This window comes from Weizmannia agrestimuris, from assembly GCF_943193165.1.
Taxonomy (GTDB): domain Bacteria; phylum Bacillota; class Bacilli; order Bacillales; family Bacillaceae_C; genus Weizmannia; species Weizmannia faecalis.
Window position 1 is genome coordinate 1 of the sequence record NZ_CALPDC010000024.1, and the last position, 23,087, is coordinate 23,087.

Annotated in this window: 15 protein-coding genes and 3 pseudogenes; 4 read left to right on the plus strand and 14 right to left on the minus strand. The window is 45.9% G+C overall.

Annotation, left to right across the window (positions count from 1 at the left end):
• Positions 1-176: 176 nt before the first annotated feature.
• Positions 177-458 (plus strand): annotated as a pseudogene (locus tag NFR98_RS09975) (cysteine hydrolase family protein); the annotation flags it as partial.
• A gap of 184 nt (positions 459-642) precedes the next feature.
• A complete protein-coding gene (locus NFR98_RS09980; RefSeq protein WP_251460047.1) occupies positions 643-1,149 on the plus strand; it encodes a S4 domain-containing protein in 507 nt (168 codons plus the stop codon).
• A 221-nt stretch (positions 1,150-1,370) separates the two neighbouring features.
• On the opposite strand, the gene NFR98_RS09985 is transcribed toward NFR98_RS09980, so the two are convergent.
• The 3 genes and pseudogenes from NFR98_RS09985 to rlmD form a co-directional block, all read right to left on the minus strand.
• Entirely contained in the window at positions 1,371-2,393 is a 1,023-nt protein-coding gene (locus NFR98_RS09985; protein WP_014096929.1) for a hypothetical protein, read from the minus strand.
• Positions 2,394-2,819: 426 nt separating this feature from the next.
• Positions 2,820-3,317 (minus strand): annotated as a pseudogene (locus NFR98_RS09990) (LURP-one-related/scramblase family protein).
• Positions 3,318-3,679: 362 nt separating this feature from the next.
• Positions 3,680-5,053 (minus strand): 23S rRNA (uracil(1939)-C(5))-methyltransferase RlmD, encoded by a 1,374-nt coding sequence (gene rlmD / locus NFR98_RS09995; protein WP_014096928.1) that lies wholly within the window; start codon positions 5,051-5,053, stop codon positions 3,680-3,682.
• Between the two features lie 191 nt (positions 5,054-5,244).
• On the opposite strand from rlmD, the gene putP reads away from it, so the two are divergent.
• Positions 5,245-6,723: a sodium/proline symporter PutP gene (gene putP / locus NFR98_RS10000; RefSeq protein WP_081111656.1), complete on the plus strand. Its 1,479-nt coding sequence runs from the start codon at positions 5,245-5,247 to the stop codon at positions 6,721-6,723.
• A 440-nt stretch (positions 6,724-7,163) separates the two neighbouring features.
• Here putP and NFR98_RS10005 read toward each other — a convergent pair whose 3' ends face one another.
• Together NFR98_RS10005 and NFR98_RS10010 are read right to left on the minus strand one after the other, a co-directional pair.
• Positions 7,164-8,078 carry a diacylglycerol kinase gene (locus tag NFR98_RS10005; RefSeq protein ID WP_014096926.1) on the minus strand — a complete coding sequence of 305 codons (915 nt, stop codon included), beginning with the start codon at positions 8,076-8,078 and terminating at the stop codon, positions 7,164-7,166.
• A gap of 356 nt (positions 8,079-8,434) precedes the next feature.
• Positions 8,435-9,235, minus strand: coding sequence for an arylamine N-acetyltransferase (locus NFR98_RS10010; RefSeq protein ID WP_014096925.1), 801 nt, complete (start codon positions 9,233-9,235; stop codon positions 8,435-8,437).
• A 658-nt stretch (positions 9,236-9,893) separates the two neighbouring features.
• Between NFR98_RS10010 and NFR98_RS10015 the strand changes: the two genes are divergently transcribed.
• Positions 9,894-10,280, plus strand: coding sequence for a con-10 family general stress protein (locus tag NFR98_RS10015; RefSeq protein WP_017550759.1), 387 nt, complete (start codon positions 9,894-9,896; stop codon positions 10,278-10,280).
• A 236-nt stretch (positions 10,281-10,516) separates the two neighbouring features.
• Here the strand turns inward: NFR98_RS10015 and NFR98_RS10020 are convergent, their stop codons facing one another.
• From NFR98_RS10020 to NFR98_RS10060, 9 genes and pseudogenes are all read right to left on the minus strand, one after another.
• Positions 10,517-10,723 carry a hypothetical protein gene (locus NFR98_RS10020; RefSeq protein WP_013860577.1) on the minus strand — a complete coding sequence of 69 codons (207 nt, stop codon included), beginning with the start codon at positions 10,721-10,723 and terminating at the stop codon, positions 10,517-10,519.
• Between the two features lie 102 nt (positions 10,724-10,825).
• Positions 10,826-12,259, minus strand: a complete 1,434-nt coding sequence (gene gatB, locus NFR98_RS10025) for an Asp-tRNA(Asn)/Glu-tRNA(Gln) amidotransferase subunit GatB (protein WP_014096922.1) — start codon at positions 12,257-12,259, stop codon at positions 10,826-10,828.
• Between the two features lie 12 nt (positions 12,260-12,271).
• Entirely contained in the window at positions 12,272-13,729 is a 1,458-nt protein-coding gene (gatA, locus tag NFR98_RS10030; RefSeq protein WP_251460050.1) for an Asp-tRNA(Asn)/Glu-tRNA(Gln) amidotransferase subunit GatA, read from the minus strand.
• Positions 13,730-13,741: 12 nt separating this feature from the next.
• Complete coding sequence (gatC, locus tag NFR98_RS10035; RefSeq protein WP_014096920.1) at positions 13,742-14,032, minus strand: Asp-tRNA(Asn)/Glu-tRNA(Gln) amidotransferase subunit GatC; 291 nt, start codon at positions 14,030-14,032, stop codon at positions 13,742-13,744.
• 251 nt (positions 14,033-14,283) lie between these two features.
• The gene (gene aceA / locus NFR98_RS10040; protein WP_026104537.1) at positions 14,284-15,561 is read right to left on the minus strand and encodes an isocitrate lyase; all 1,278 of its coding nucleotides are present in this window, start codon (positions 15,559-15,561) and stop codon (positions 14,284-14,286) included.
• Between the two features lie 212 nt (positions 15,562-15,773).
• Entirely contained in the window at positions 15,774-17,369 is a 1,596-nt protein-coding gene (gene aceB / locus NFR98_RS10045) for a malate synthase A (RefSeq protein ID WP_251460052.1), read from the minus strand.
• 175 nt (positions 17,370-17,544) lie between these two features.
• On the minus strand, positions 17,545-18,711 hold the full coding sequence (locus NFR98_RS10050) for a CamS family sex pheromone protein (protein ID WP_014096917.1): 1,167 nt from the start codon (positions 18,709-18,711) through the stop codon (positions 17,545-17,547).
• Positions 18,712-18,752: 41 nt separating this feature from the next.
• On the minus strand, positions 18,753-20,759 hold the full coding sequence (gene ligA / locus NFR98_RS10055) for an NAD-dependent DNA ligase LigA (RefSeq protein ID WP_014096916.1): 2,007 nt from the start codon (positions 20,757-20,759) through the stop codon (positions 18,753-18,755).
• Between the two features lie 72 nt (positions 20,760-20,831).
• Positions 20,832-22,373, minus strand: a pseudogene (locus tag NFR98_RS10060) (3'-5' exonuclease); the annotation flags it as partial.
• Positions 22,374-23,087 lie beyond the last annotated feature (714 nt).

Here is a 23,087-nt window from a genome sequence, read left to right on the forward strand (position 1 = left end):
TCATCACACAGTTTAGATAAAAGTTGAGACGGCCCCACATGTAAGGTTAAAATTTGATCTGACATAAAAATTTCCTCATCTTCCTCTAGTTAGATAATCATTCAATTCTACAAAGAAGGAGAAAATTCCTTTAAAAAAATCACAAAATAGAAAAATTTACGTGCGGAATATGCGGTACAAAGTTAGATTCTATTTTAAAGGAAAAAAATATTGATCATCTATATATTACAGGATTTAATACAGAGTATTGCTGTTTATTTACTGCTATAACTGCATTTGAAAGGGGATATAAAGTCACTTTTATCGAAGATGCAACAGGAACTGTTAATGATGATGATACCTATGAAATGAAGGGATTGGATATAAACGATTTTGTAGGTTGTATATTGGATTGGTCAGGTATAATTGAGGTTCTTTACTACGAGGAGTTTGAAGAGCAATATGCTGCATCAATATGAGAAGGCTATTGTATCAACAATAGTGACCAGGGGTATCTTGTGAATGTCTTTTGATTCTTTATGAAAACGGATTTATCCTACGTAATAGTAGAAGTATTATTCTTCATTTATTTCATTTTGAGAGATAAATATAAACAAAAGAAGCACTTTAATAAAATGAAAATTTCCATTGAGGTGTGTAACTATGAATATTATTACCTACAATTGGTCCGTTCATAATGGGGAAAAAGTTGAAACTGTAGTCAAGTATTGCCCAAATTGCGGAAAGGTAGTAAATTTTTATGACACTTTAATGAGAAGACATAATTCAAACGGAAAAAATATTTATAAATTTACTATTTTTAAATGCGAAAAAAACCACACTTGGAATAGAAAAGAGAAAATCTTTAAATCGTATGACCCTAAGTTGGAAATTAAAAATAGGGATTTTCCGAATGAAGCACCCCAGAATGATAACGAAAAAATTAATTTGGTTACACACTTAAAAAACGGATTTAATAAGATTTGTATTAATATAAATTATTTAGATGAACCTGTTCGTATCGATAAGGTGCTTGGAAATCAACTCATTGATATAAGTAGGAATCAAATTTGTTCGTTAATTAAAGAGGGGAAAATACTATTGAATAAAAATACAATTAAAAATCATACTGCTGTTAAAGAAAAAGATACAATAGAAATATTTATTTGATAAAAAATTAAATGATATTTTCACGGGATCAGTTCTATATTTTTATATTTAACCTGTGAAACTGAATAAGGAGATACCAAATCTTTACAGTATCCTTTTTAACTTCTGGTTACGGATACAGGAATCTACCACCACCCTACCAATTACCAACCTTCTTACAGGTGAATATACGAAAACCAAGGATTGGTGTGCCAATCCTTGGTCCTTGTTGAAGAACGTTACTACATGTCTTCATCAATGTTAAATTCGCCGTTTTCTTTTAAATATTGATAGGTAAATTGCAGTTCTTCCCTCGGCCTTATGCCTTTTTTTATAGCCTCCTCGTATTCTCTTAGCCAATAATCTTTCTGATTGTATGTTTTAAGCTTATTGAGCAAGCTAAACAATGCGTCTTCTTTAGATTCTTCCTGAATATTGCTTTTAAAATAACGGATAGCTGACTCATATTCACACAGTTCCATCTTTAGTTTGAAAACCGTTTCAATCAATTCATTTATATTTCGCTCCCGGCTATATTCATCATCCTTCCAAACCCATGTCTCTTCTGGCGTTATCGTTCGCTGCTTCAATCCCATTAGAAAATGATGGCATTGTTCGATTGCTATTTCTTTAGCATCCACAGTTCTCAAATTCGCAATGAACACGTTGAATAAAGATGACCGCAGTGTATCCATGTCGAGATGATAATTAATAATTTGTTTCAGGGCAGAACTTATAGTTTCTTTGTTAATCCCCATACTGAATTTTCTTTTTAGGAGAATATCGAATAATTCCACTTGCTCCATACCAATAGATCTAAAGGGATTGTCTGTGTTAAAGATGTAATAGCCACACCCATAACATAACATTTCATACAGTGCATCGAGTAAATCTGTAGCACGCTTCCCTTCGTTTCCTTCAACGGGTACCTGTTGCAATTGTTTTATGTATGATTTGACCTTGAATCGCCACTTGGGACGTTCCTTTTTGCTAACATACCGATTTGGGGCAATGTAATTTTGTTTATAAGCATTTTGAATGAATTGCGTAATTTCACGTTCCAAATCATTAAGGTCAACATGTTTTTCTTTCTCTTTTTTTATCTTTTCAGCTTCTTTGTACTGCTGAAAATCTTGCAACATCCCATCAATTTCTTTTTCATCACGCACTTTTTTCGGTATCGCCTTATACAATTCAATCATCATTTTGCTTAAGTCGTCCTTACTGTATTTTTCAAGGAGCTCTCTCAGCTCAGTGACACGCATTTAACATCCCTCCCATTCGTTTAAAAAACTCCCGGATTCCCGGCATTTGCTTGTTTCAATCAACAAATGTTACTCAATGGTATCTATTTTATTTACCATGTAACCCTCTGTTTAAATAAAAATTTTAAGTGATAAACTTCGAAGGTAAATTACTTATAACAAACTGTTTTTATGTTTTCATTGGATATAGTTTTTTCCTATCTGGTTCTTTCATTATATTTACGCTCCTTTCATTTTTCAATATATCTTTTATAAGTTCACATTTTTATTTGAATTACATAATTAATCCGCTTTCATCCAGCTTTTAATCCTTTTCTTCGGTATCACACTCTTCACATCTGTCAAATCTATGGAAATGTGTATGTGCAAACCATAAGTTTAAAAAAGGGTGTGAGACCCAGAGTGATTAAAGTGTCACTTTTCCCTTTAATATGTTGCTGGCGAGTTTGCAGCTGCCTGATCAGCCTTTACACAATCGATGGCGACAACGATAGCTATGAGAATCGTTTCCATTTCTTCTTTTAAGATTTGAATTTTGTAACTATCGCCCCAAGTAAACCATTCCTTACTAACTTTACCGACCACTTCACCGTGCCGCAACACTTCAAAATCCATATCCAGCCAATTCCCACGCACTTCAATTCCTGCCGCATCAATCGTATAGCGTGCCTTAAAGAAGGATAGCTCTTTCTTTATTGTTAACACTTCTCGTCCATTTACCTCGACAATAAACTTTGGAAGAAAGCTAAACGCCTTTTTCGTAATAAGCGAGACTTCCTCTCATTTTGTATTCATAATCGAGAACGTCTTAGGGATTTGCAAAAAGCTGCCCTCAACATAATAAACATCTCGTTCCTGTTGATCCTTGACCGTAAATTTGCCGCTTAAACTAAAAACCTTCTGCTTCATATATAGCTGCTTCATACCCGTCCTCCTTTATTTTAAAGGAATTTTTTATGATTCTATTCTCTCACATTATACCGAATCCACCAATGGGTTGACATGGCTGTTTGTACTAGAATAGAAAAATAATCTTGAATATAGAAGTTAAATTAAATGCTCGTTTGTTTAATAGTCTTTGGACACTATATAAAATGCACTAAACCTTGTTACTCTGTTTCCTAGCCCTGAAGTTACAAAGGCTCAAGACATTCCTTTTGCACAAAAAATAATTCGATAAGATATTGTAGGAAAAGTAATCGAAAGAGACATCGTAATTTAATATGAAAAAGACCCAGAAATCGAAAATGAAATCCGGGTCTGAATGGGAAATGTTTTATATTATTCTACATCCCAAACAGCAATTTTGTGACGACTTCCACATGTGTCGTATGCGGAAACATGTCAACAGGCTGTACTTCCACTGTACGGTATCCTCCCGTTTCCAGGAACCGCAAGTCTCTTGCCAATGTTGCCGGGTTGCAGGAGACGTAGACGACTTTTTGCGGTTTCATCTCCAGGATGGTTTTGAGCAGGGCTTCGTCACAGCCTTTGCGCGGCGGGTCAACCACTAAGACATCTGCCTTGTTGCCTGCCTCGTACCATTTTGGGATGACCGTTTCCGCTGTGCCCGCTTCAAACTCCACATTCGTGATACCGTTGAGCGCCGCATTTCGCTTTGCATCTTCAATCGCTTCCGGCACAATTTCTACGCCGAATACTTTGCGGGCCTTCTGTGCAAGGAAAAGCGAAATTGTCCCGATGCCACAGTATGCATCAATGACCGTTTCGCTGCCGGTAAGTTCCGCGTACTCGAGCGCTTTTTCATACAGCACTTTCGTCTGAACGGGATTGACCTGGTAAAAAGAAGGCGCGGAGATGGCGAATTTTATATCCCCGATTTTGTCGTAAATGACCTCATTTCCCCACAGTACTTTGGTTTTCTCCCCTAAAATCACGTTTGTGCGCTTCGGGTTGATATTGTGCACGATCGACTTAACTTGCGGCAGGCGCGAGACCACTAAATCCACGAGTTTTTTCCGATGCGGCAGTTCCACTGTTCTCGTGATCAGGACGACCATCAGCTCGCCGGTCTTCCTCCCGTAACGCACCATGATGTGGCGGAGGACGCCGCTGTGATGTTCCTCATCGTAAGCCGGGATGCCAAGTTCCCGGCAAATTTCTTTTACCACTTGGACGGCTTCGTTTACCGCCGGAAGCTGGATCACGCTCTCATCGGCATCTAGTATTTCATGGGTTCTCGGTTTAAAAAAGCCGGCTACGAGTTTCCCATTTTTTTCGCCGACCGGCACCTGGGCTTTGTTCCGGTAATGCCACGGGTTGTCCATGCCGATCATCGGATGGATGCGGGCGCCTTCAATTTTTCCAATCCGGGCGAGTGCCTGGCGCACCTGATTTTCTTTGTACATAAGCTGGCCATCATAGCGGATATGTGCAAGCTGGCAGCCACCGTATTTCGGTGCGTCTTCTTTCGGGATGTCGACGCGGTACGGGCTCCTTTCGTACAGTTCGAGGAGGCGACCGATCCCGTAGTTCTTGTTGGCTTTAATGACTTTAATGCGGGCTTTCTCCCCTGGCAAGCCGTTTTTGACAAACAGCGGATAGCCGTCCACCTTTGCCACCCCTGCACCGTCATGCGTCAAATCTTCAAAAACAACCTCTATTTCTTCGTTCTTTTGAACCGATAATGTTTTTTTCATGCCTGTCTTCCTTTTCGTCTTAATGGCTACGGAAATTTTAACATAAAGCGGCTTTGAATGCGAAAAACAATCAGTTGCCGCGGACTGTTTTCTTGAATATTCGACCGTTTTTAAAAATACACCTTTATTAAACAGATATTATGATGATAAAATGTTGTTGAAAGGACCAAAAACAAAGGGGGAAACGCTTCTTGAGTGATCAAACATTAAAAATGATTTCGATCGCCATTTATATGGTGCTGATGCTCTGGATCGGCTGGGTGGCTTACCGGCGGACGAGCAACCTCGATGATTATATGCTCGGCGGACGTTCGCTCGGCCCTGCAGTTGCTGCTTTAAGCGCAGGCGCTGCCGATATGAGTGGATGGCTGTTGATGGGCCTGCCGGGCGGTATTTATCTGACCGGGCTTGCTGATGCATGGATTGCGATCGGACTTACGATTGGGGCCTATTTAAACTGGCGGCTTGTGGCACCGCGTCTCCGCTCCTATACAAAGGTGGCCGGTGATTCCATTACGATCCCTTCTTATCTTGAAAACCGTTTCAAAGACCCGACCAAAATGCTGCGGCTTGTTTCTGCACTTGTCATTTTAATTTTCTTTACGCTTTATGTATCTTCCGGGATGGTATCCGGGGCCGTCTTTTTTGAAAACTCATTCCATACGTCCTATTATTTAGGGCTGATCATCGTTGCGGGCGTTGTTGTGTTGTACACGCTTTTCGGCGGGTTTCTCGCTGTTTCATGGACCGATTTTGTCCAAGGGCTGATCATGGTCATCGCGCTCGTTCTTGTGCCGATTGTGGCTTTTACCAAAACGGGCGGGCCGGTTGAAACTTTCCATACCGTGAAATCGATCAATCCGGATTTGCTGGACTTTTTCAAAGGGACAACGGCATTGGGGATCATTTCCGCGCTCGCGTGGGGGCTCGGCTATGTCGGCCAGCCGCATATTATTGTCCGCTTTATGGCGATTAAATCGGTAAAAGAAACGAAAAGCGCGCGCAGAATTGGGATCGGCTGGATGATTTTGTCGCTGATCGGCACATCCCTTACTGCGTTGATTGGGATTGCTTATTTCCATCAGGCCGGCCATAAACTGGAAAATCCGGAAACGGTTTTTATCCAGCTTGGGCAGATTTTATTCCATCCGCTCATTGCCGGATTTGTGCTGGCAGCAGTGCTTGCGGCGATTATGAGCACCGTCTCGTCCCAGCTGCTTGTCACTTCAAGTGCGCTGACAGAAGATCTGTATAAGCTCTTCTTCCGTCGCAATGCTTCGGATAAAGAGTCGGTATTTTTCGGAAGGCTCGCGGTGCTTGTTGTTTCTGTTGTCGCTGCATTGCTCGCTTTAAACCGCGATTCCACCATTTTGCAGCTTGTCAGCTATGCATGGGCCGGGTTTGGCGCATCATTCGGGCCGGTGATCTTTTTGAGCCTGTTCTGGCGCAAGATGAACCACTGGGGCGCCCTTTTCGGTATGATTGTGGGTGCCGTGACAGTGATTATCTGGACCGTGTCAGGAATGGATGCCAAATTGTACTCCATGGTACCGGGTTTTGCCTTTAACCTGATTGTCAGCATGGTGATCAGCATCGCAACCTACAAACACCATGCAGGCATTGAAGAAGAATTTAATGACAGCCTTTCCGCAATGAAAAAGGAAAGTTGATTGTAAAAAACGTCGGAAGCTTTTTATACTGCTTCCGGCTTTTTCAATGGAGCAGGGGTTGCACAAAATGCCGGGTTGGACTACAGATTTAAAAAACGCCGGCAGTCTGCGTGTATGCTTCCGGCGTTTAATCTTGTCCTACAGGCATTATTTCCAATCAGAGATGGCTCAGACTTCCAAAATCTGGGACTGCTTTCCGGTCTTTTCACCAAGGCGGTTGGTGCTAAAAACCCGCAATGGCAGTGTTTTCAAAAGCCGGCAACCTGCATACCCGCTTCCCGTTCTTTTGTCAGTCAGCCTTGTCCGGCGGGCGGATGTTGCCAATCAGAGATGGCACAGATTTTAAAAACCGGGACTGCTTCCGGTTTTTTACCAAGATGGTTGTTGCTAAAAACCCAGGATGACAGTGTTTTCACAAAAGCCCGCTTCCCGTTCTTTTGTCAGTCAACCCTGTCTTGCGGGCGGATTTTATCAAGCGGCGCAAAGACTTCGAGATGGCGGTACAGGTTTTCAAAAACAGCAGGGGCTTCTCCGCCGAGTTCGCCGTCCAGATTTAATAAAATTTTATCCGGTGAATGAACTTTTACGCGGCTGGCGGAGGTGTAAATGACGTTCGGGTCATTCAAATGTTCACCGCGCAGCGCAAGGGTAACAACCCGGATGAACTCAGCCAGGTTCGTTTTTTTCAAAATCATTAACGTAAACAGGCCGTCATTGATTGAAGAGTCCGGAGCAAGTTTTTCAAAGCCGCCAATGGAATTCGTCAGGCCGATTAAAAACATCATCGCTTCGCCTTCAAACAGCTTCCCGTCATATTCAATCGTCATCTGAGTCGCGCGGATCGAAGGCAGCATTTCAATCCCTTTTAAATAATAGGCGAGCTGGCCGAGCATCGTCTTCAGCCGGCTTGGCACATCATATGTCAGTTCCGTGAGCCGCCCGCCGCCACCGATATTGATAAAATATTTCTCATTCATTTTCCCAATATCGACCGGAAGGGTATCGCCTTTTACGATAATTTCCGTTGCTGCCTGCACATCACGCGGGATTTGCAGGGCGCGCGCAAAATCATTGGTCGTACCCATTGGGATGACGCCGAGTTTCGGCCGGTAATCCTGTTCGGCAATGCCGTTGACGACTTCATTGATCGTGCCGTCCCCACCGGCTGCCACGACAATATCATACTTGCGTTCAACCGCTTTCCTTGCTGCTTTAATGGCATCCCCGCCGCCGGTTGTGGCATGGCAGGACGTTTCATATCCGGCCACCTCCAATTTTTGCAGCACATCCGGGAGATGGCGCTTAAACGCTTCACGGCCGGAAGTCGGATTATATATGATTCTTGCTCGTTTCATTCGCATCATCCTTATTTATGTTGATGTACATGCGTATTTATGTAATCCCGTTTCGCGCAGGCAAAGGACAGTTTCCCCAAAACAGACCCGGATAGGGAAACTGCTCGATATGTTGTCCGTTCTTTCTGCATGGGGCAAATCCTTCATACATCCACCGAATTATCATACAACTTTTTTGAAAAAAAATCCACTAACAGCAAGGTGCGGCGTGCGCCTTGGCCGCAAAAAGACCCTTTTCGGCTGCCGTGTGCGTAGGGACTGCCTTTGCCTTATACCAAAGTGGTTCAAGGAAAGGGGGACGTGCAGGCATGGATGATTTGTGTATGCACCCTAAAATTTTCCATACTTCCGCATCATCACGGGCTGAACAAACGGATGCCGCGCTCATTCAGAAATTGTATCGTTTCCAGCAGAGCATCTTCGCCGATCTTGTATACTTCCCCGATGGTATCTTTCCAGCGGGCGAAATCCCGCATGTGCAGCTCGCGGATATTGCGGTAGTTCATAATTTTTAATGAGCGGTCGCGCAAATAGTAGCATTCCCGCCCGTTGAAGCGAACGGCGGTCACCCTGCGCATCGTCTGATTGGCGTTGTCGTCAAGGTATGATGCACGAATATCTTCTTTCAAATCGTCTTCCGTAAGCGGCAGCCATTCAATTGTTTTTTTCACAAAAGATTTCCCATTTGAACGGCGGTCGATTTCGTAACGGCCGGGCTCAAGCTGCGTAAAAATGATATCTTCACCAAAACCATGGAGCACGTGGCGCCGTTTTGCCTCAAGTTCAACCGGCTTCATGATCGGGGAGCCGTAGCCGACATCCACGTACAGTTTTTTTTCGTTTAATAAAACCATCAGCGCGACATGGCCGGGCACCACACGCACAAACGAGCATTGAAAACCCAAGCCACGCAACAGCCGCGCAAAATTGATGTTTAATGTAAAACAGGTGCCGCCCCATCCTTTTTCCCATAAATGCTCCACAAAAGTCTCAAACGGAGGTATGTAAATCCCCTCACGGAAGTAATGAAACTTGCTGAACGTTTCATAGGGGACACAAGAAAGATGGTGCTGGATGAGCCGCTGCAAAAAATTCAGCCCCGGCTCTTCACGTTCAAGCTTTAAGTAATTCAAATAAGCCTCCACCTGTTCTTCCATTTTCTTTTCCCCTTTCAAGTGCTTTATCCGTTCTTTTCGCTGCCCGGCATGAAAAAACCTTTTTTTCGCAACAACAGGGATGAAAAAAGTGACTCGACATGCATCCTTATTCTATTTTAAACGTTTCTGCACTAGACGCACAGCTTACAGGCTCTTTATTTCCTTATTGGAGTTTTTAAAAGGACAGTTTGCTCCCGGTCCGGTACTCTTTTTTGTCTTTTTAAGCCCTCCAAAAGGACAATTGGCCCCGGGTCTGGCTCTCTTTTGTCTTTTTGAAGCCCCCAAAAGGACAATTCGAACGGATTCCAGTTCCCTTTTGTCTTTTTAAACCCTCCAAAAGGACAGTTCGACCGGATTTCAATCCCCTTTTGTCTTTTTGAACCCTCCAAAAGGACAATTCGACCGGATTTCGGCTCTCTTTTTGGTCTTTTTTTGAAGCCTTCAAAAATCAATTTGCCCATCCCGGTTTCCACCCCTCCAAAACCTGTCTCTCAAAGGGTGCATGCCCATTTTTACAACGTTTTCCGGACGGGCGCTGCTTAAAAGATGATTCCATTTTTGTCTATTATTTTTTGGTGAAAGTTTATTCCTGCTAGATCGTGGTATATATGATACCGTAAGCGATATTCACAATCACCGAACAAAGGAGAGATTTGAAATGGCAGACAAAGATAAAAAAATGACAGTAGAAGAAGCAGGTCGCAAAGGCGGAGAAGCTACTGCTGACAGCCACGATAAAGAATTCTATCAAGAAATTGGTAAAAAGGGTGGAGAAACCACTTCCGAAAAACACGGCAAAGAATTCTATCAGGAAATTGGTAAAAAAGGTGGAGAAGCCACTGCCGACAGCCATGACAAAGATTTCTATCAGGAAATCGGTAAAAAAGGCGGAGAATCTACAGCGGATAATCACGATAAAGAATTCTATCAAGAAATCGGCAAAAAAGGCGGAGAAGCCACTGCTGACAGCCATGACAAAGATTTCTATCAAGAAATTGGAGAAAAAGGCGGTAACGCAAGAGCGAAAAACAACGGTGAAGATTAAGAGGAATGGTTTCACCCAAACCGGTTCAGCCCGCACGCTGAACCGGTTTTTTGCCGTATTCGTACTCTCTTTCTTTTTCTCCAATTGTTATCCTTATTATAGCACAGCCTGCCGGATTTGGCAGTACATTTTGAAAAGACACGCAATTTGGATGCGCTTACATAAAAAGAGCCGGCATCCACTTTGCCCGCTCTTTTTATGCATTCTATTCAACTGGCAACTTTATCGCAAGTGTTTTAAGCTTCTACCGGATTTGCCTGTTTTTCAACAGTTTCTTCGATCAAATTCCGGATTTTCACTTTTAAAAAATGTTCTTTGCAATAATAACCGAGCAGTTTATTTGTTTTCCAGTCATACACCGGATAAACAGCATCAATTTCTTTGCCGGCTTTTCTCAAACAATATGCACACGTGGTTGTCAGTTCAAATAAGCAATCACACATTGTTTGCAGCCTCCTATCGTCAATTTCACCCTTTCGTTATATACCCGGTCACCAAATTTTAAAACAAAAAAAGCGGTGGGGCACACCGCTTTTTTTGAAAACTTAACGTTTATTCATTTCCTGAATCAGCAGTTTATTGACAATCGGTGGGTTGGCCTGCCCTTTTGTTGCTTTCATGACCTGTCCGACCAAAAAGCCGAGCGCCCGGTCTTTTCCGTTTTTATAGTCAATAATGGATTGTTCGTTTTTATCCAGCACTTCTGTTACAATTTTTAAAAGCTCGCCTTCATCAGAAATTTGCACAAGTCCTTTTTCCTTGACGATTTTTTCCGGGTCGCCGCCTTTTTCGACCAGTTCGCGGAACACTTTCTTCGCCAATTTTGAAGAGAGCGTGCCGTTTTCGATCAATTTGATCATGCCGGCAAGGCTTTCCGGTGTAAGCGCAATATCATGCAGCTCTTTCTGGGCTGAATTCAGGTACGCGGACACTTCGCCCATCAGCCAGTTCGATGCCTGTTTTGCATCGGCGCCAGCTGCGATCGTCGCTTCAAAGAAATCGGACATTTCTTTCGTCAGTGTGAGCACCATGGCATCATAAGCCGGGAGCCCGAGTTCTTCCGTGTAACGCTTTTTCCGTTCATCCGGCAGTTCCGGAATTTCGGCGCGCACCCGTTCTTTCCAGGCGTCATCAATATACAAATCCACAAGGTCCGGTTCCGGGAAATAACGGTAATCGTCTGAGCCTTCTTTCACCCGCATCAGAATCGTTTTGCCGGTTGCTTCGTCAAAACGGCGTGTTTCCTGTTGGATCACACCGCCTGCAAGCAGCACTTGTTTCTGGCGTTCCTGCTCATACTGCAGGCCTTTGCGCACATAGTTGAACGAGTTCAAGTTTTTCAGTTCGGTTTTCGTGCCGAATGTTTCCTGCCCGATTGGACGAATGGAAATATTGGCATCGCAGCGGAGTGACCCTTCTTCCATTTTGCAGTCGGAAACGCCGGTATATTGAATGATGGATTTTAATTTTTCAAGATACGCATACGCTTCTTCCGGCGTACGGATATCCGGTTCCGAGACAATTTCAATAAGTGGCGTGCCTTGGCGGTTCAAATCGACGAGAGAATACCCTTCATTTGCCGCGTGGAACAGTTTCCCGGCGTCTTCTTCCATGTGAATGCGGGTAATGCCGATCTTTTTCTTTATGCCGTCCACTTCGATTTCAATCCAGCCGTTTTTCCCGATCGGTTTATCAAATTGGGAAATCTGATAGGCTTTCGGGTTGTCCGGGTAAAAATAGTTTTTCCGGTCGAATTTCGTTTCGGTTGCAATTTCGCAGTTCAGCGCCATGGCGGCCTTCATTGCGTAGTCAACCACTTTTTTATTCAGTACCGGAAGCACGCCCGGATAGCCGAGATCGATGACATTTGTGTTCGTATTCGGTTCTGCCCCGAAATGCGCAGGCGCCGGCGAGAAAATTTTTGTATTGGTTTTGAGTTCAACGTGCACTTCAAGTCCGATCACTGTTTCAAAATTCATCTTTTTCACCCCTTACAATTGCGGTTTTTGGTTATGGAAGTCCGTCGCCTGTTCAAATGCGTGGGCAACGCGGTACACGGTGCTTTCGTCAAAATGCTTCCCGATGATTTGCAGTCCTAATGGCAGCCCACCTGCAAACCCGCATGGAACAGAGATCCCCGGAACGCCTGCCAAGTTGACCGGAATGGTTAAAATATCATTCGCATACATTGTTAACGGATCTTCAATTTTTTCCCCGATTTTAAAGGCCGGCGTCGGCGTGGTCGGCCCGATGATGACATCATATTTTTCGAGTACATCGTCAAAGTCTTTTTTGATCAGGGTACGGGCCTGTTGTGCTTTCTTGTAATACGCATCGTAATAGCCTGCACTTAGCGCAAAAGTTCCGAGCATGATTCGGCGTTTTACTTCGTCCCCAAAACCTTCCGAACGGGTCTTTTTATATAATTCTTCGAGGTTCGTGGCGTTTGGCGAACGGTAGCCGTAGCGTACGCCGTCGAAACGGGCCAGGTTGGAAGACGCTTCAGATGAAGCAAGCAAATAATAGGTGGCCACGCCGTATTTCGAATGCGGCAGCGACACTTCTTCCCATGTGGCACCGAGCTTTTCCAGTACTTTCAAAGCATCGAGAACAGCCTGGCGTGCTTCTTCGCTGACGCCTTCGCCTAAGTATTCTTTTGGCACGGCAATTTTCAAGCCTTTTACATCACCTTTGAGCGCCTCCACATAGTTCGGCACTTCCACATCGGCTGAGGTGGAATCATGCCGGTCAAGCCCGGAAATCGCCTGTAAAAGATAGGCATTGTCTTCCACGGTCCGGGTAATCGGCCCGATCTGGTCGAGCGAAGAGGCGAATGCGACAAGGCCAAAACGGGAAACGCGCCCGTAAGTCGGCTTCATTCCGACAACCCCGCAAAATGCGGCCGGCTGGCGGATCGAGCCACCGGTATCGGATCCAAGCGCAAACGGTACTTCTCCCGCTGCCACGGCTGCAGCCGAACCACCGGAAGAACCGCCCGGCACCGTATCCAGGTTCCAAGGGTTATGGGTGATTTGAAATGCGGAATTTTCCGTCGACGAACCCATCGCAAATTCATCCATATTCAATTTGCCGATTGTGATCGTCTTTTCCTTATGTAATTTTTCCATAACCGTGGCATCATAAATGGGTTCGAAGTTTTCAAGGATTTTGCTGGCACAGGTTGTCCGCAAATCTTTCGTGACAATATTGTCCTTGATTCCGATCGGCATGCCGAACAGCACATTTTCAGCTTCCGGCGAGCCGATTTTGCCGTCCAGTTCCGCTGCGGTTTTGCGGGCCCGTTCTTCATCTAACGTTAAAAAAGCTTTCACTTTGTCGTCTGTTTCTGAAATTTTTTGATACGCTTCATTAACAAGTTCTGAGACTTTAACTTCCTTATTATGTAAAAACTCGTGGAGTTCCGAGATTTTATGGTCAAATAAAGACATGCTTTCCCCTCCTTATTCTACAATTGTCGGCACACGGATCATTCCGTCCTGGGTATCCGGCGCATTTTTCAACACAAGCTCGCGCGGTAGTCCTTTTTCCACTGTATCTTCACGCATGACATTCCGGATTTCAAGTACGTGCGTGGTCGGCGGAACCCCGGTTGTGTCAAGTTCATTTAATGATTCCGCAAAATGGATAATATCCCCCAGCTGTTTCGTAAACTTTTCCGTTTCCGTCTCATTCATTTCAAGGCGTGCCAGGTCGGCAACGTGTTGGACTTGTTCTTTTGAAATATCAGGCATAGCCTTTCACCTCCGTTATAAAAATCACATCAATTGTTCATGGAACCACCAATCGGGCGTGCAGTTCATTGCCCCGCAGCACAACCCGGAAAGCGGGGCCTGACTGTCCGTTCATATGGGGCGAATCGAACCCTGCAATACTATTGATCATAGCAGAAAAGCCCGCCCTTAAGCAAGGGGGGCGCCAGGGTTGCAAAAAAGAAAACGCGGCAGACCTGGCTTCGTCCTGCCGCGTTTTGGCGTGTTCCAATTTAATGAATGAATTGTTCCTGCTCGGTCGATCCTGTGAGTGCGGTGGTGGAAGAAGTGCCGCCTGAGATGACCATCGAGACTTCATCGAAATAACCGGTCCCGACTTCGCGCTGATGGCGTGTTGCCGTGTAACCATATTGTTCGTTTGCAAATTCGGCCTGCTGCAGTTCGGAATAGGCTGCCATGCCGCGGTCGCGGTAGTTGCGGGCCAGTTCAAACATGCTGTGGTTCAAGGCATGGAAGCCGGCAAGCGTAACGAACTGGAATTTATAGCCCATGCGCGCAATTTCTTTCTGGAAGTTCGCAATTGTTTTGTCATCGAGTTTCTTCTTCCAGTTGAACGACGGCGAGCAGTTGTAAGCCAAAAGTTTACCCGGGAATTTTTCATGGATCGCTTCTGCAAACCGGCGTGCTTCGTCCAGATTCGGCTCACTCGTTTCGCACCAGATCATATCGGCATATGGCGCGTAAGCAAGGCCGCGGGCAATCGCCTGGTCTATGCCTGCTTTTGTGCGGTAAAAACCTTCCGCTGTCCGTTCCCCGGTGATAAACGGCGCATCATATGGGTCAACATCGCTTGTGATTAGATTTGCCGCATTTGCATCCGTACGGGCAATGATAACGGTCGGCACGCCCATGACATCAGCAGCAAGGCGGGCTGCAATCAAGTGGCGGATAGCTGTTTGTGTCGGCTGCAACACTTTGCCGCCCAAATGGCCGCATTTCTTCTCGGATGAAAGCTGGTCTTCAAGATGGACAGACGCGGCACCCGCTTCGATCATCGCTTTTGTCAGTTCGAATACGTTTAACGGGCCGCCAAAACCGGCTTCTGCATCGGCAACGATCGGCGCAAACCAATCAATCCGTTCGTCCCCTTCTGCATGGTGGATCTGGTCGGCACGCTGCAGGGCCTGGTTGATCCGTTTGACGACATTCGGCACGCTGTTCGCCGGATACAGGCTTTGGTCCGGATACATTTGCCCGGCAAGGTTCGCATCAGCTGCAACCTGCCAGCCGCTTAAATAAATGGCTTTCAATCCGGCCTTTACCTGCTGGACGGCCTGATTTCCCGTGAGTGCACCCAATGCATGGATATAATCTTCCGTATGCAGCAGATTCCAGAATTTTTCCGCCCCCCTGCGCGCCAAAGTATATTCAATTTGAACAGAACCCCTCAGTTTGAGCACGTCTTCCGGAGCATACGGGCGGACAATCCCCTGCCACCTTTCATCTTTCTCCCAGCTTCGTTTCAATTCAAGCGCTTTTTCGTTTACCATCAAAAATTCCTCCCATTTTTTCAATATAATGTAAATCCGCAGGCAAAATAAGGCTTTCCCGAGGTTCAAACGATTCTCCTTTATACGGCTGCGGCTAAAGCAGCTAACATATAGAGCTTACGATATTCATATGATTCCTCTCTGCATGACTGCAGAACTTTCCATTGTACGTCTCCCCTTGTTGCGCTCATGCTCCGCAATTTGCCATTCGATCAGCCCAGCAGTTCATACGCCGGTAAGGTTAAAAATTCAATAAATTCGTCTTCTTTAACAAGCCGGTCAAATAAGGCCACTGCTTCTTCAAAACGGCCGGCCCGGTAATGTTCCTCCCCGATTTCCCGGCGGATGCGTTCCAGTTCTTCCGCTTTGATTTGTTCATATAGCTCAATCGTCACTTTTCTGCCGTCTTGAAGCACGCCCTTCGGATGGCGAATCCAGTGCCAAAGCTGGGTGCGAGAAATTTCAGCCGTCGCCGCATCTTCCATTAAGTTCGAGATCGGCACAGCACCCCTTCCCCGGAGCCAGGATTCGATGTACTGGATGCCGGCATAAATGTTCTCGCGGATGCCTTTTTCCGTAATTTCCCCTTGCGGCACAGCGAGCAGATCATCTGCCGTTGCCGTAAAATCCATCTGCTTGCCGGAATGGATTTGGTTCGGCTCAGGCATTTCTTTGTTAAATGCTTCCATGGCGACCGGCACAAGCCCCGGATGGGCGACCCAGGTGCCGTCATGCCCGTCTCTTGCTTCCCGCTCTTTATCGGCGCGCACCTTTTGGAAGGCTTCTTCATTTTTTGCCGGGTCGTCTTTTACCGGGATCTGCGCGGCCATTCCCCCGATTGCCGGCGCATTCCGGCGGTGGCACGTCTTAATAGTCAAAAGCGAATAAGCGCGCATAAACGGGACCGTCATGGTGACGAGAGACCTGTCTGGCGTAATAAACTGCGGATTGGTACGCAGTTTTTTAATATAGCTGAAAATATAGTCCCAGCGCCCGCAGTTGAGGCCTGCCGAATGCTCTTTCAGTTCGTAAAGGATTTCGTCCATTTCAAATGCAGCCATGATCGTTTCAATCAGGACAGTTGCTTTAATGGTGCCTTTCGGGATACCGATATACTTTTGCGCAAAGATAAAAACATCATTCCAAAGGCGCGCCTCCAGATGGCTTTCCATTTTTGGCAGGTAAAAGTACGGGCCTGTGCCGTTTTCAAGGAGCCTGCGGGCATTATGGAAGAAATAGAGCCCAAAATCTGTTAAACTGCCGGATACGGGTTTGCCGTCTACTAAAATATGTTTCTCTTCCAAATGCCATCCGCGCGGCCTGACAATTAAGACAGCGGGATGATCGGCCAGCTTGTATTCTTTTCCGTTCGGGCCGGTAAACGTAATCGTCCGGTTGACCGCATCACGGAGATGGATCTGGCCTTCAATGATATTCTCCCACGTCGGGGAAGTGGCATCTTCAAAGCAGGCCATAAATATTTTTGCGCCTGAATTCAAAGCATTGATCACCATTTTCCGGTCAACCGGCCCGGTAATCTCCACACGCCTGTCCTGCAAATCTTCGGGAAGCGGGGCAATGGTCCAGTCGGATTCGCGGATGGAGGCCGTTTCTTCGAGAAAATGCGGAAGCTTGCCCGACTTGATTTCTTCATCGCGTTTTTTTCTGTAGGCCAGCAGTTCGCGCCGCCTTTCGCCGAAATGCCGCTCCAGCTGTTCCAAAAACTGCAGCGCTTCCGGGGTCAATATTTCGTCATACCCGTCCTGGATGGATCCCGTTACGGTAATGCCTGGTGCTTTGGTCTCCATATCTGCACTCCCTTTCCTTGTTATAATACAGTATGTTTTGCATGTTTTTATTATATAACAGTGTTTTCAAAAATGGTAGCCTTTTTTTGAAAAAAACTTAAAAAATGTTTTCCTTTTTTGAAATGTGACATACTAAAAAAAGAGCAGATACAATTTTCATGTATCTGCTCTTTTTTCAGTTATAAATGTGGACGGTCGGGTCTTTTGCTTTTGATTCTCTTACAATGAGCGCTTTTGCTTCATTGTTAGCCGTGATGCTCACTTGTAAATTGACATAATCCGGGAAGGTTTTGACCACCAAGCCGGCGACATATTGCGTAAAGGCAATGACTTCCGCCTGGCCATAAAACTGGATCGGAATGTCGATGCTTAAATCAGCAAGCTGCCCGTCGCTGTATCTTGCCCTGCCAATACACCCGGTGTAATTCGGGAAAAAGTCTTCAATGTCCGTTTTAAAATTCTCAAATGTTTTCTCATCATCACGATGGGCTTTTTCCGCATCGTCGGACGGGAACAAATAATATTTTTCATTGATGTTTTTCCAATCGTCTGCAGATGTGCTGTTTGCCGGAACGGTAGCGTAAGCAAAGTAATTTCCGGGAATAACGGAATCCTTGCTCTGCTGTTTGTACAGCCCGATCGTAATCGGGACATTTTTCAATCCATCCATCTTGCGCAGGCGCTGGACGACTTCCGATGCAATCTGCTTCCCTTTTTCGTCCAGCGTTTTTTGGGAAATATTGACGTCATACGTGGAACCGTACTTTTCCGTCTGATAGTAATAAACCGAGTTCAGGGCAAGCCCGATGGCAACGCCGGACAGTTTGACGTTCCCTTTGCTGTCTTTTGTTAAATAATCCTGTTCGAGAATTTGCGCCAAATAAATCGGGTTTTTCTCGTTTTGCTGCTTTGCCGATCCTTTTTCATCATTCACCGGATTCAGCCCGACATTGTCCTGTTCTTTCAGGCCTTTCTTTTTCAACTGGTCTACCGTATATTTCCGGTTCAGCCATTTTGTTATGGTGTCGGAAGTCAGATACTGGCCTTCCTGAAAAAGATAGTCATCCGGCGGGTAGTTTCTCTGCGCAACCCGCATCAGGCCGGTTTCAAATTCCTCGATATCATATGAAGTATTTAAGTTGCTGACAACGAGCCCCCGCGATTTGCTCGTTTTATAGGGGTAAATATTTTTATAATACTGGTCGGAAATTTGGTAACTCGAAACAACGGATGTTTCTTTTTTATTGTTGCTTTTCTGGACCACTTTGTTATCCGAGCCGAAACCCGGTGAACAGCCTGCCAGTAAAACCATCGATATGATGAGGGGGTACCATTTTTTCATACTGCCTTTCCACCTTTTTGATTTCTCGCTTTCCCTTGCATTTATGAATGGAGCCGTTCCAAAAACGCTGCTTCATCCCATACTTCAATGCCGAGCTGTTCCGCTTTGGTCAGCTTTGTGCCCGCATCTTCCCCGGCGATGACAAGGTCGGTATTTTTGCTCACGCTGCCGGTCACATTTGCCCCGAGCGCCTCCAGTTTTTCTTTTGCTTCGTTGCGGGTCATGTTCACCAGTTTTCCGGTTAAAACGACCGTCTTTCCGGCAAAAGGCGAATCTGCATTGCGCTTTTCCGCACGTTTGGGGCCTTTATAAACCATGTTGACCCCGAGTGCAGCCAATTCCCGGACCAGGCCAAGCGCTTCTTCATTTTCAAAATACGCAGCAATGGAATCCGCCATCTTTTCGCCAATATCGGGTATGGCCTCCAGTTCTTCACGCGTTGCTTTCGACAGCCGTTCCATTGTTTCAAAATGCGCTGCTAAAATTTTCGCAGCTTTGGCGCCGACATGGCGGATGCCGAGGCCGAACAGCAATTTTTCCAGCGAATTCTTTTTTGAGGCTTCAATTGCGGCAAGCAAATTGGAAACCGATTTTTCCCCCATTCTTTCTAATTGTAACAGTTCTTCTTTTTTCAGTCGGTAAATATCCGCAACATTGTGGATCAATTCATGCGCGAACAGCTGGCTGATGACCTTTTCCCCCAGCCCTTCAATATTCATCGCATTCCTTGATACGAAATGGATCAGCCCTTCGCGGATCTGCGCCGGGCAGTTCGGGTTAATACAGCGGAGCGCCACTTCATCCTCAAGGCGGACAAGCTCGCTGCCGCAGTCCGGGCAGTGGGACGGCATGGAAAATGCCTGCTCTTCGCCTGTCCTCCGTTCGGGAATCGGGCGGACCACTTCGGGAATAATGTCACCCGCTTTTTTCACCACCACATAGTCCCCAATCCGGATATCTTTTTCACGGATCAAATCTTCATTGTGGAGTGTGGCCCGCTGGACGGTTGTTCCGGCCACCCTTACCGGATTTAGTATCGCAGTTGGTGTGACGACCCCGGTACGGCCGACTTTTACTTCAATACCGGTCAGTTTAGTGACGACTTCTTCAGCAGGAAATTTATAGGCAATAGCCCAGCGCGGACTTTTCACCGTTGTGCCAAGGGCGGCTTCCTGGGCATAGTCATTTACCTTGATTACAATGCCGTCAATTTCATACGGAAGGGCCGGCCGTTTTTCCGTCCATTCCGCGATAAATTTAAGCACTTCCCCGATATCCCGGCATATTCTTGTTTCTTTATTGACCTTAAGGCCGAGCCTTTTCAAATACGCAAGCCCTTCGCTATGGGCGGAAATATCGAGCCCGGTTGTATCACCGATTGCATACATAAACGTATCAAGGTTCCGCGATGCCGCAATTTTCGGATCGAGCTGGCGAAGCGAGCCGGCTGCCGCATTGCGCGGATTGGCAAACGGTTCTTCCCCGTTTTCTTCTTTAATACGGTTCAATGCCTCGAAAGACTTTTTCGGCATAAAACATTCCCCGCGCGCCTCGATGGTAACCGGTTCATTCAACCTGAGTGGTATCGAGCGGACGGTTCTGAGGTTGGCCGTGATGTCTTCACCGATCGTCCCGTCCCCTCTTGTGGACCCTTGGACGAATAATCCATTCTCATATTTAAGCGAAATCGCCAGCCCGTCAATTTTTAGTTCGCACACGTATTCATATCGATAGCCGGCCGTCTCTCGGACTCTGCGGTCAAAATCGCGAAGGTCGGCTTCGTTAAAGGCATTTGCCAGACTGAGCATCGGTGTATCATGGACCACTTTGGCAAATCCGGATAAAGGTTCTCCTCCGACCCTTTGCGTTGGCGAATCCGGCGTGATCAACTCCGGATGCGCATTTTCAATCTCCTGCAGTTCACGCAAAAGCCTGTCGTATTCCGCATCCGGAACGCTCGGGCGGTCGAGCACATAATATTCATAACTGTACTGGTTGAGCAGTTTGCGCAGTTCGGCTGCCCGGGCGGCTGCCGCGTGATTATCCATGTGCAACAATCCTTTCCATCAGGGCAAAAGTGGCATTTGCCGCCTGTGTCCCTTTCGTTGTCCAGACTTATTCTATTCTATTTTTGTAATCGGCGCAAACTCGGCTAAAAGCCGTTTGATGCCGACAGGGCTCGGGAATGCAATGTCAAGTTCAGCTGATTTGCCTTCTCCCTTGACACTGACAACCGTGCCGATCCCCCATTTTTTATGTTCGGCTTTATCGCCCACTTGCCAGGAAGGATTGCCGGCCCTGTTTTGTTGCCAGGCAGGAACAACAGGCGGCCGTTTCTCTTTTCTTCTCGTATTGCCGCTTGAAACCTGGCGGAAATCGAGCCGGTCTTTTTCCTCCTTGCGAATATCCTCGATCAGTTCTTCCGGGATTTCATTGATAAACCGTGAAACAGGATTGATGTTCATGCGCCCGTAAAGCGTCCGCACTTCAGCATTGGTCAGGTACAGCTCCTCTTGTGCCCGCGTGACGCCGACATACATGAGCCGCCTTTCCTCTTCCATTTCCGCTTCGTCCATGAGGGAACGGCTGTGTGGGAAAATGCCCTCTTCCATGCCGATCAGGAAGACAACCGGAAATTCAAGCCCTTTGGCGGCATGTAACGTCATTAATACAACGGCATCTTTTTGTGCATCATCTTCTTCAAGCCGGTCAATATCCGCGACAAGCGCCAAATCCGTCAAAAAGGCAACAAGGCTTTTGTCATCGTTCTCTTTCTCAAATTCCTGGGCAACTGAAAGAAATTCATCAATATTTTCGAGCCGGCTTTCGGCTTCAAGCGATTTTTCCAGTTTCAGCGCATCCCGGTAGCCGGACTTGTCCAGCAATTCTTCCACCAGTTCGGTAACGGATAAATATTCCTGCATCCGGGTAAAATTGCTGATAAGCTCGTAAAATTCTCGGCAGGCTTTGGTAATTTTCGGACTGAGGCCGATAAAATCGATTTCCTGAAGTGCCGTAAATAAGGAAACATCCTGGTCCGCCGCATAACGCACGATCTTATCCAATGAAGTCTGACCGATCCCGCGTTTCGGCACATTGATAATCCGGGTCAGGCTGAGGTCGTCATCCGGATTGGCGATGACCCGCAAATACGCGAGAATATCTTTAATTTCTTTCCGGTCGTAGAAACGGGTGCCGCCGACGATATTGTAGGCAATGTTCGATTTCATCAATACTTCTTCGATGACACGGGACTGGGCGTTCGTGCGGTACAAAATGGCAATATCGGAGTACCGGCGTTTACCCGATGCAGTGAGTTCCTTAATTTTTCCGGCAACAAACTGCGCTTCCCCCTGTTCGCTGTCTGCCCGGTAATAGACGAGATTTTGCCCCTCATCGTTTTCCGTCCATAAATTTTTCTTTTTCCGGTTTGCGTTGTTTTCGATGACTTTATTGGCCGCCTGTAAAATTTTCTTCGTCGAGCGGTAGTTTTGCTCGAGCAAAATGACTTTCGCGTTCGGGTAATCTTTTTCAAATGACAAGATATTGGCAATATCCGCACCGCGCCAACGGTAAATCGACTGGTCATTATCCCCGACAACACACAAATTCTGAAACCTTGAAGCCAACAATTTCACAAGTGTATACTGGGATTTATTGGATATGGATAGGTAAGCCTTTGAAGTCATCTCCAGCTTTTCCCCCCATTCACACCGTACATGAGAGTTTCCCCTCATACGGCGTTCCATCAATTTGTTATCGCGTTATAATACCTACTATTTTATCGTTTCCAACCAAATCGCGAAGTTTGTTGATTTTATCTAGGGCATTCTCGTCTTTCTTTAGCTTTTGGTTGTTATCAGTCAACTAATCACCACCCGGTTACTGGCAGCTTTCGTTTCTCTTAGTCATACTCGAACCTGATAGACGATAAATGTAGTTGCTTTAACAAATTGACTAGTGGCTATCCCTCCATGATGTTTCCATCACCTCAACGGTACTGTGCCACCACTTTCACTGACATAAAGATAAGTTATAGCCTTCGCTTTTCCTTATCACCGCTTCATTGGCCGGTAAGTCCTCCGCGTTGTCAGCTTCCCACGTTCCGATGATTCTATCTGTACATACACTTTTAGGTGAATCCTCTAGTCCTGCTAGCTTGGACGTGCCTGTAACACGTCAAGGTGTTTCATAAAGACAATTCTTACTCCACCTCACTAGCGCCACGTACCGTGACAATGCCATTTCTAGCATCTATACCTCTAGAACCGTACATTCGGATTTTCGTCAGTTAGTTGTTGTTCACTAACATTCTCACCATGAGTGTTTTATAGACCCCCGGCTTATTTGCTGCACCTTCCACCTCTGGAAAGCTT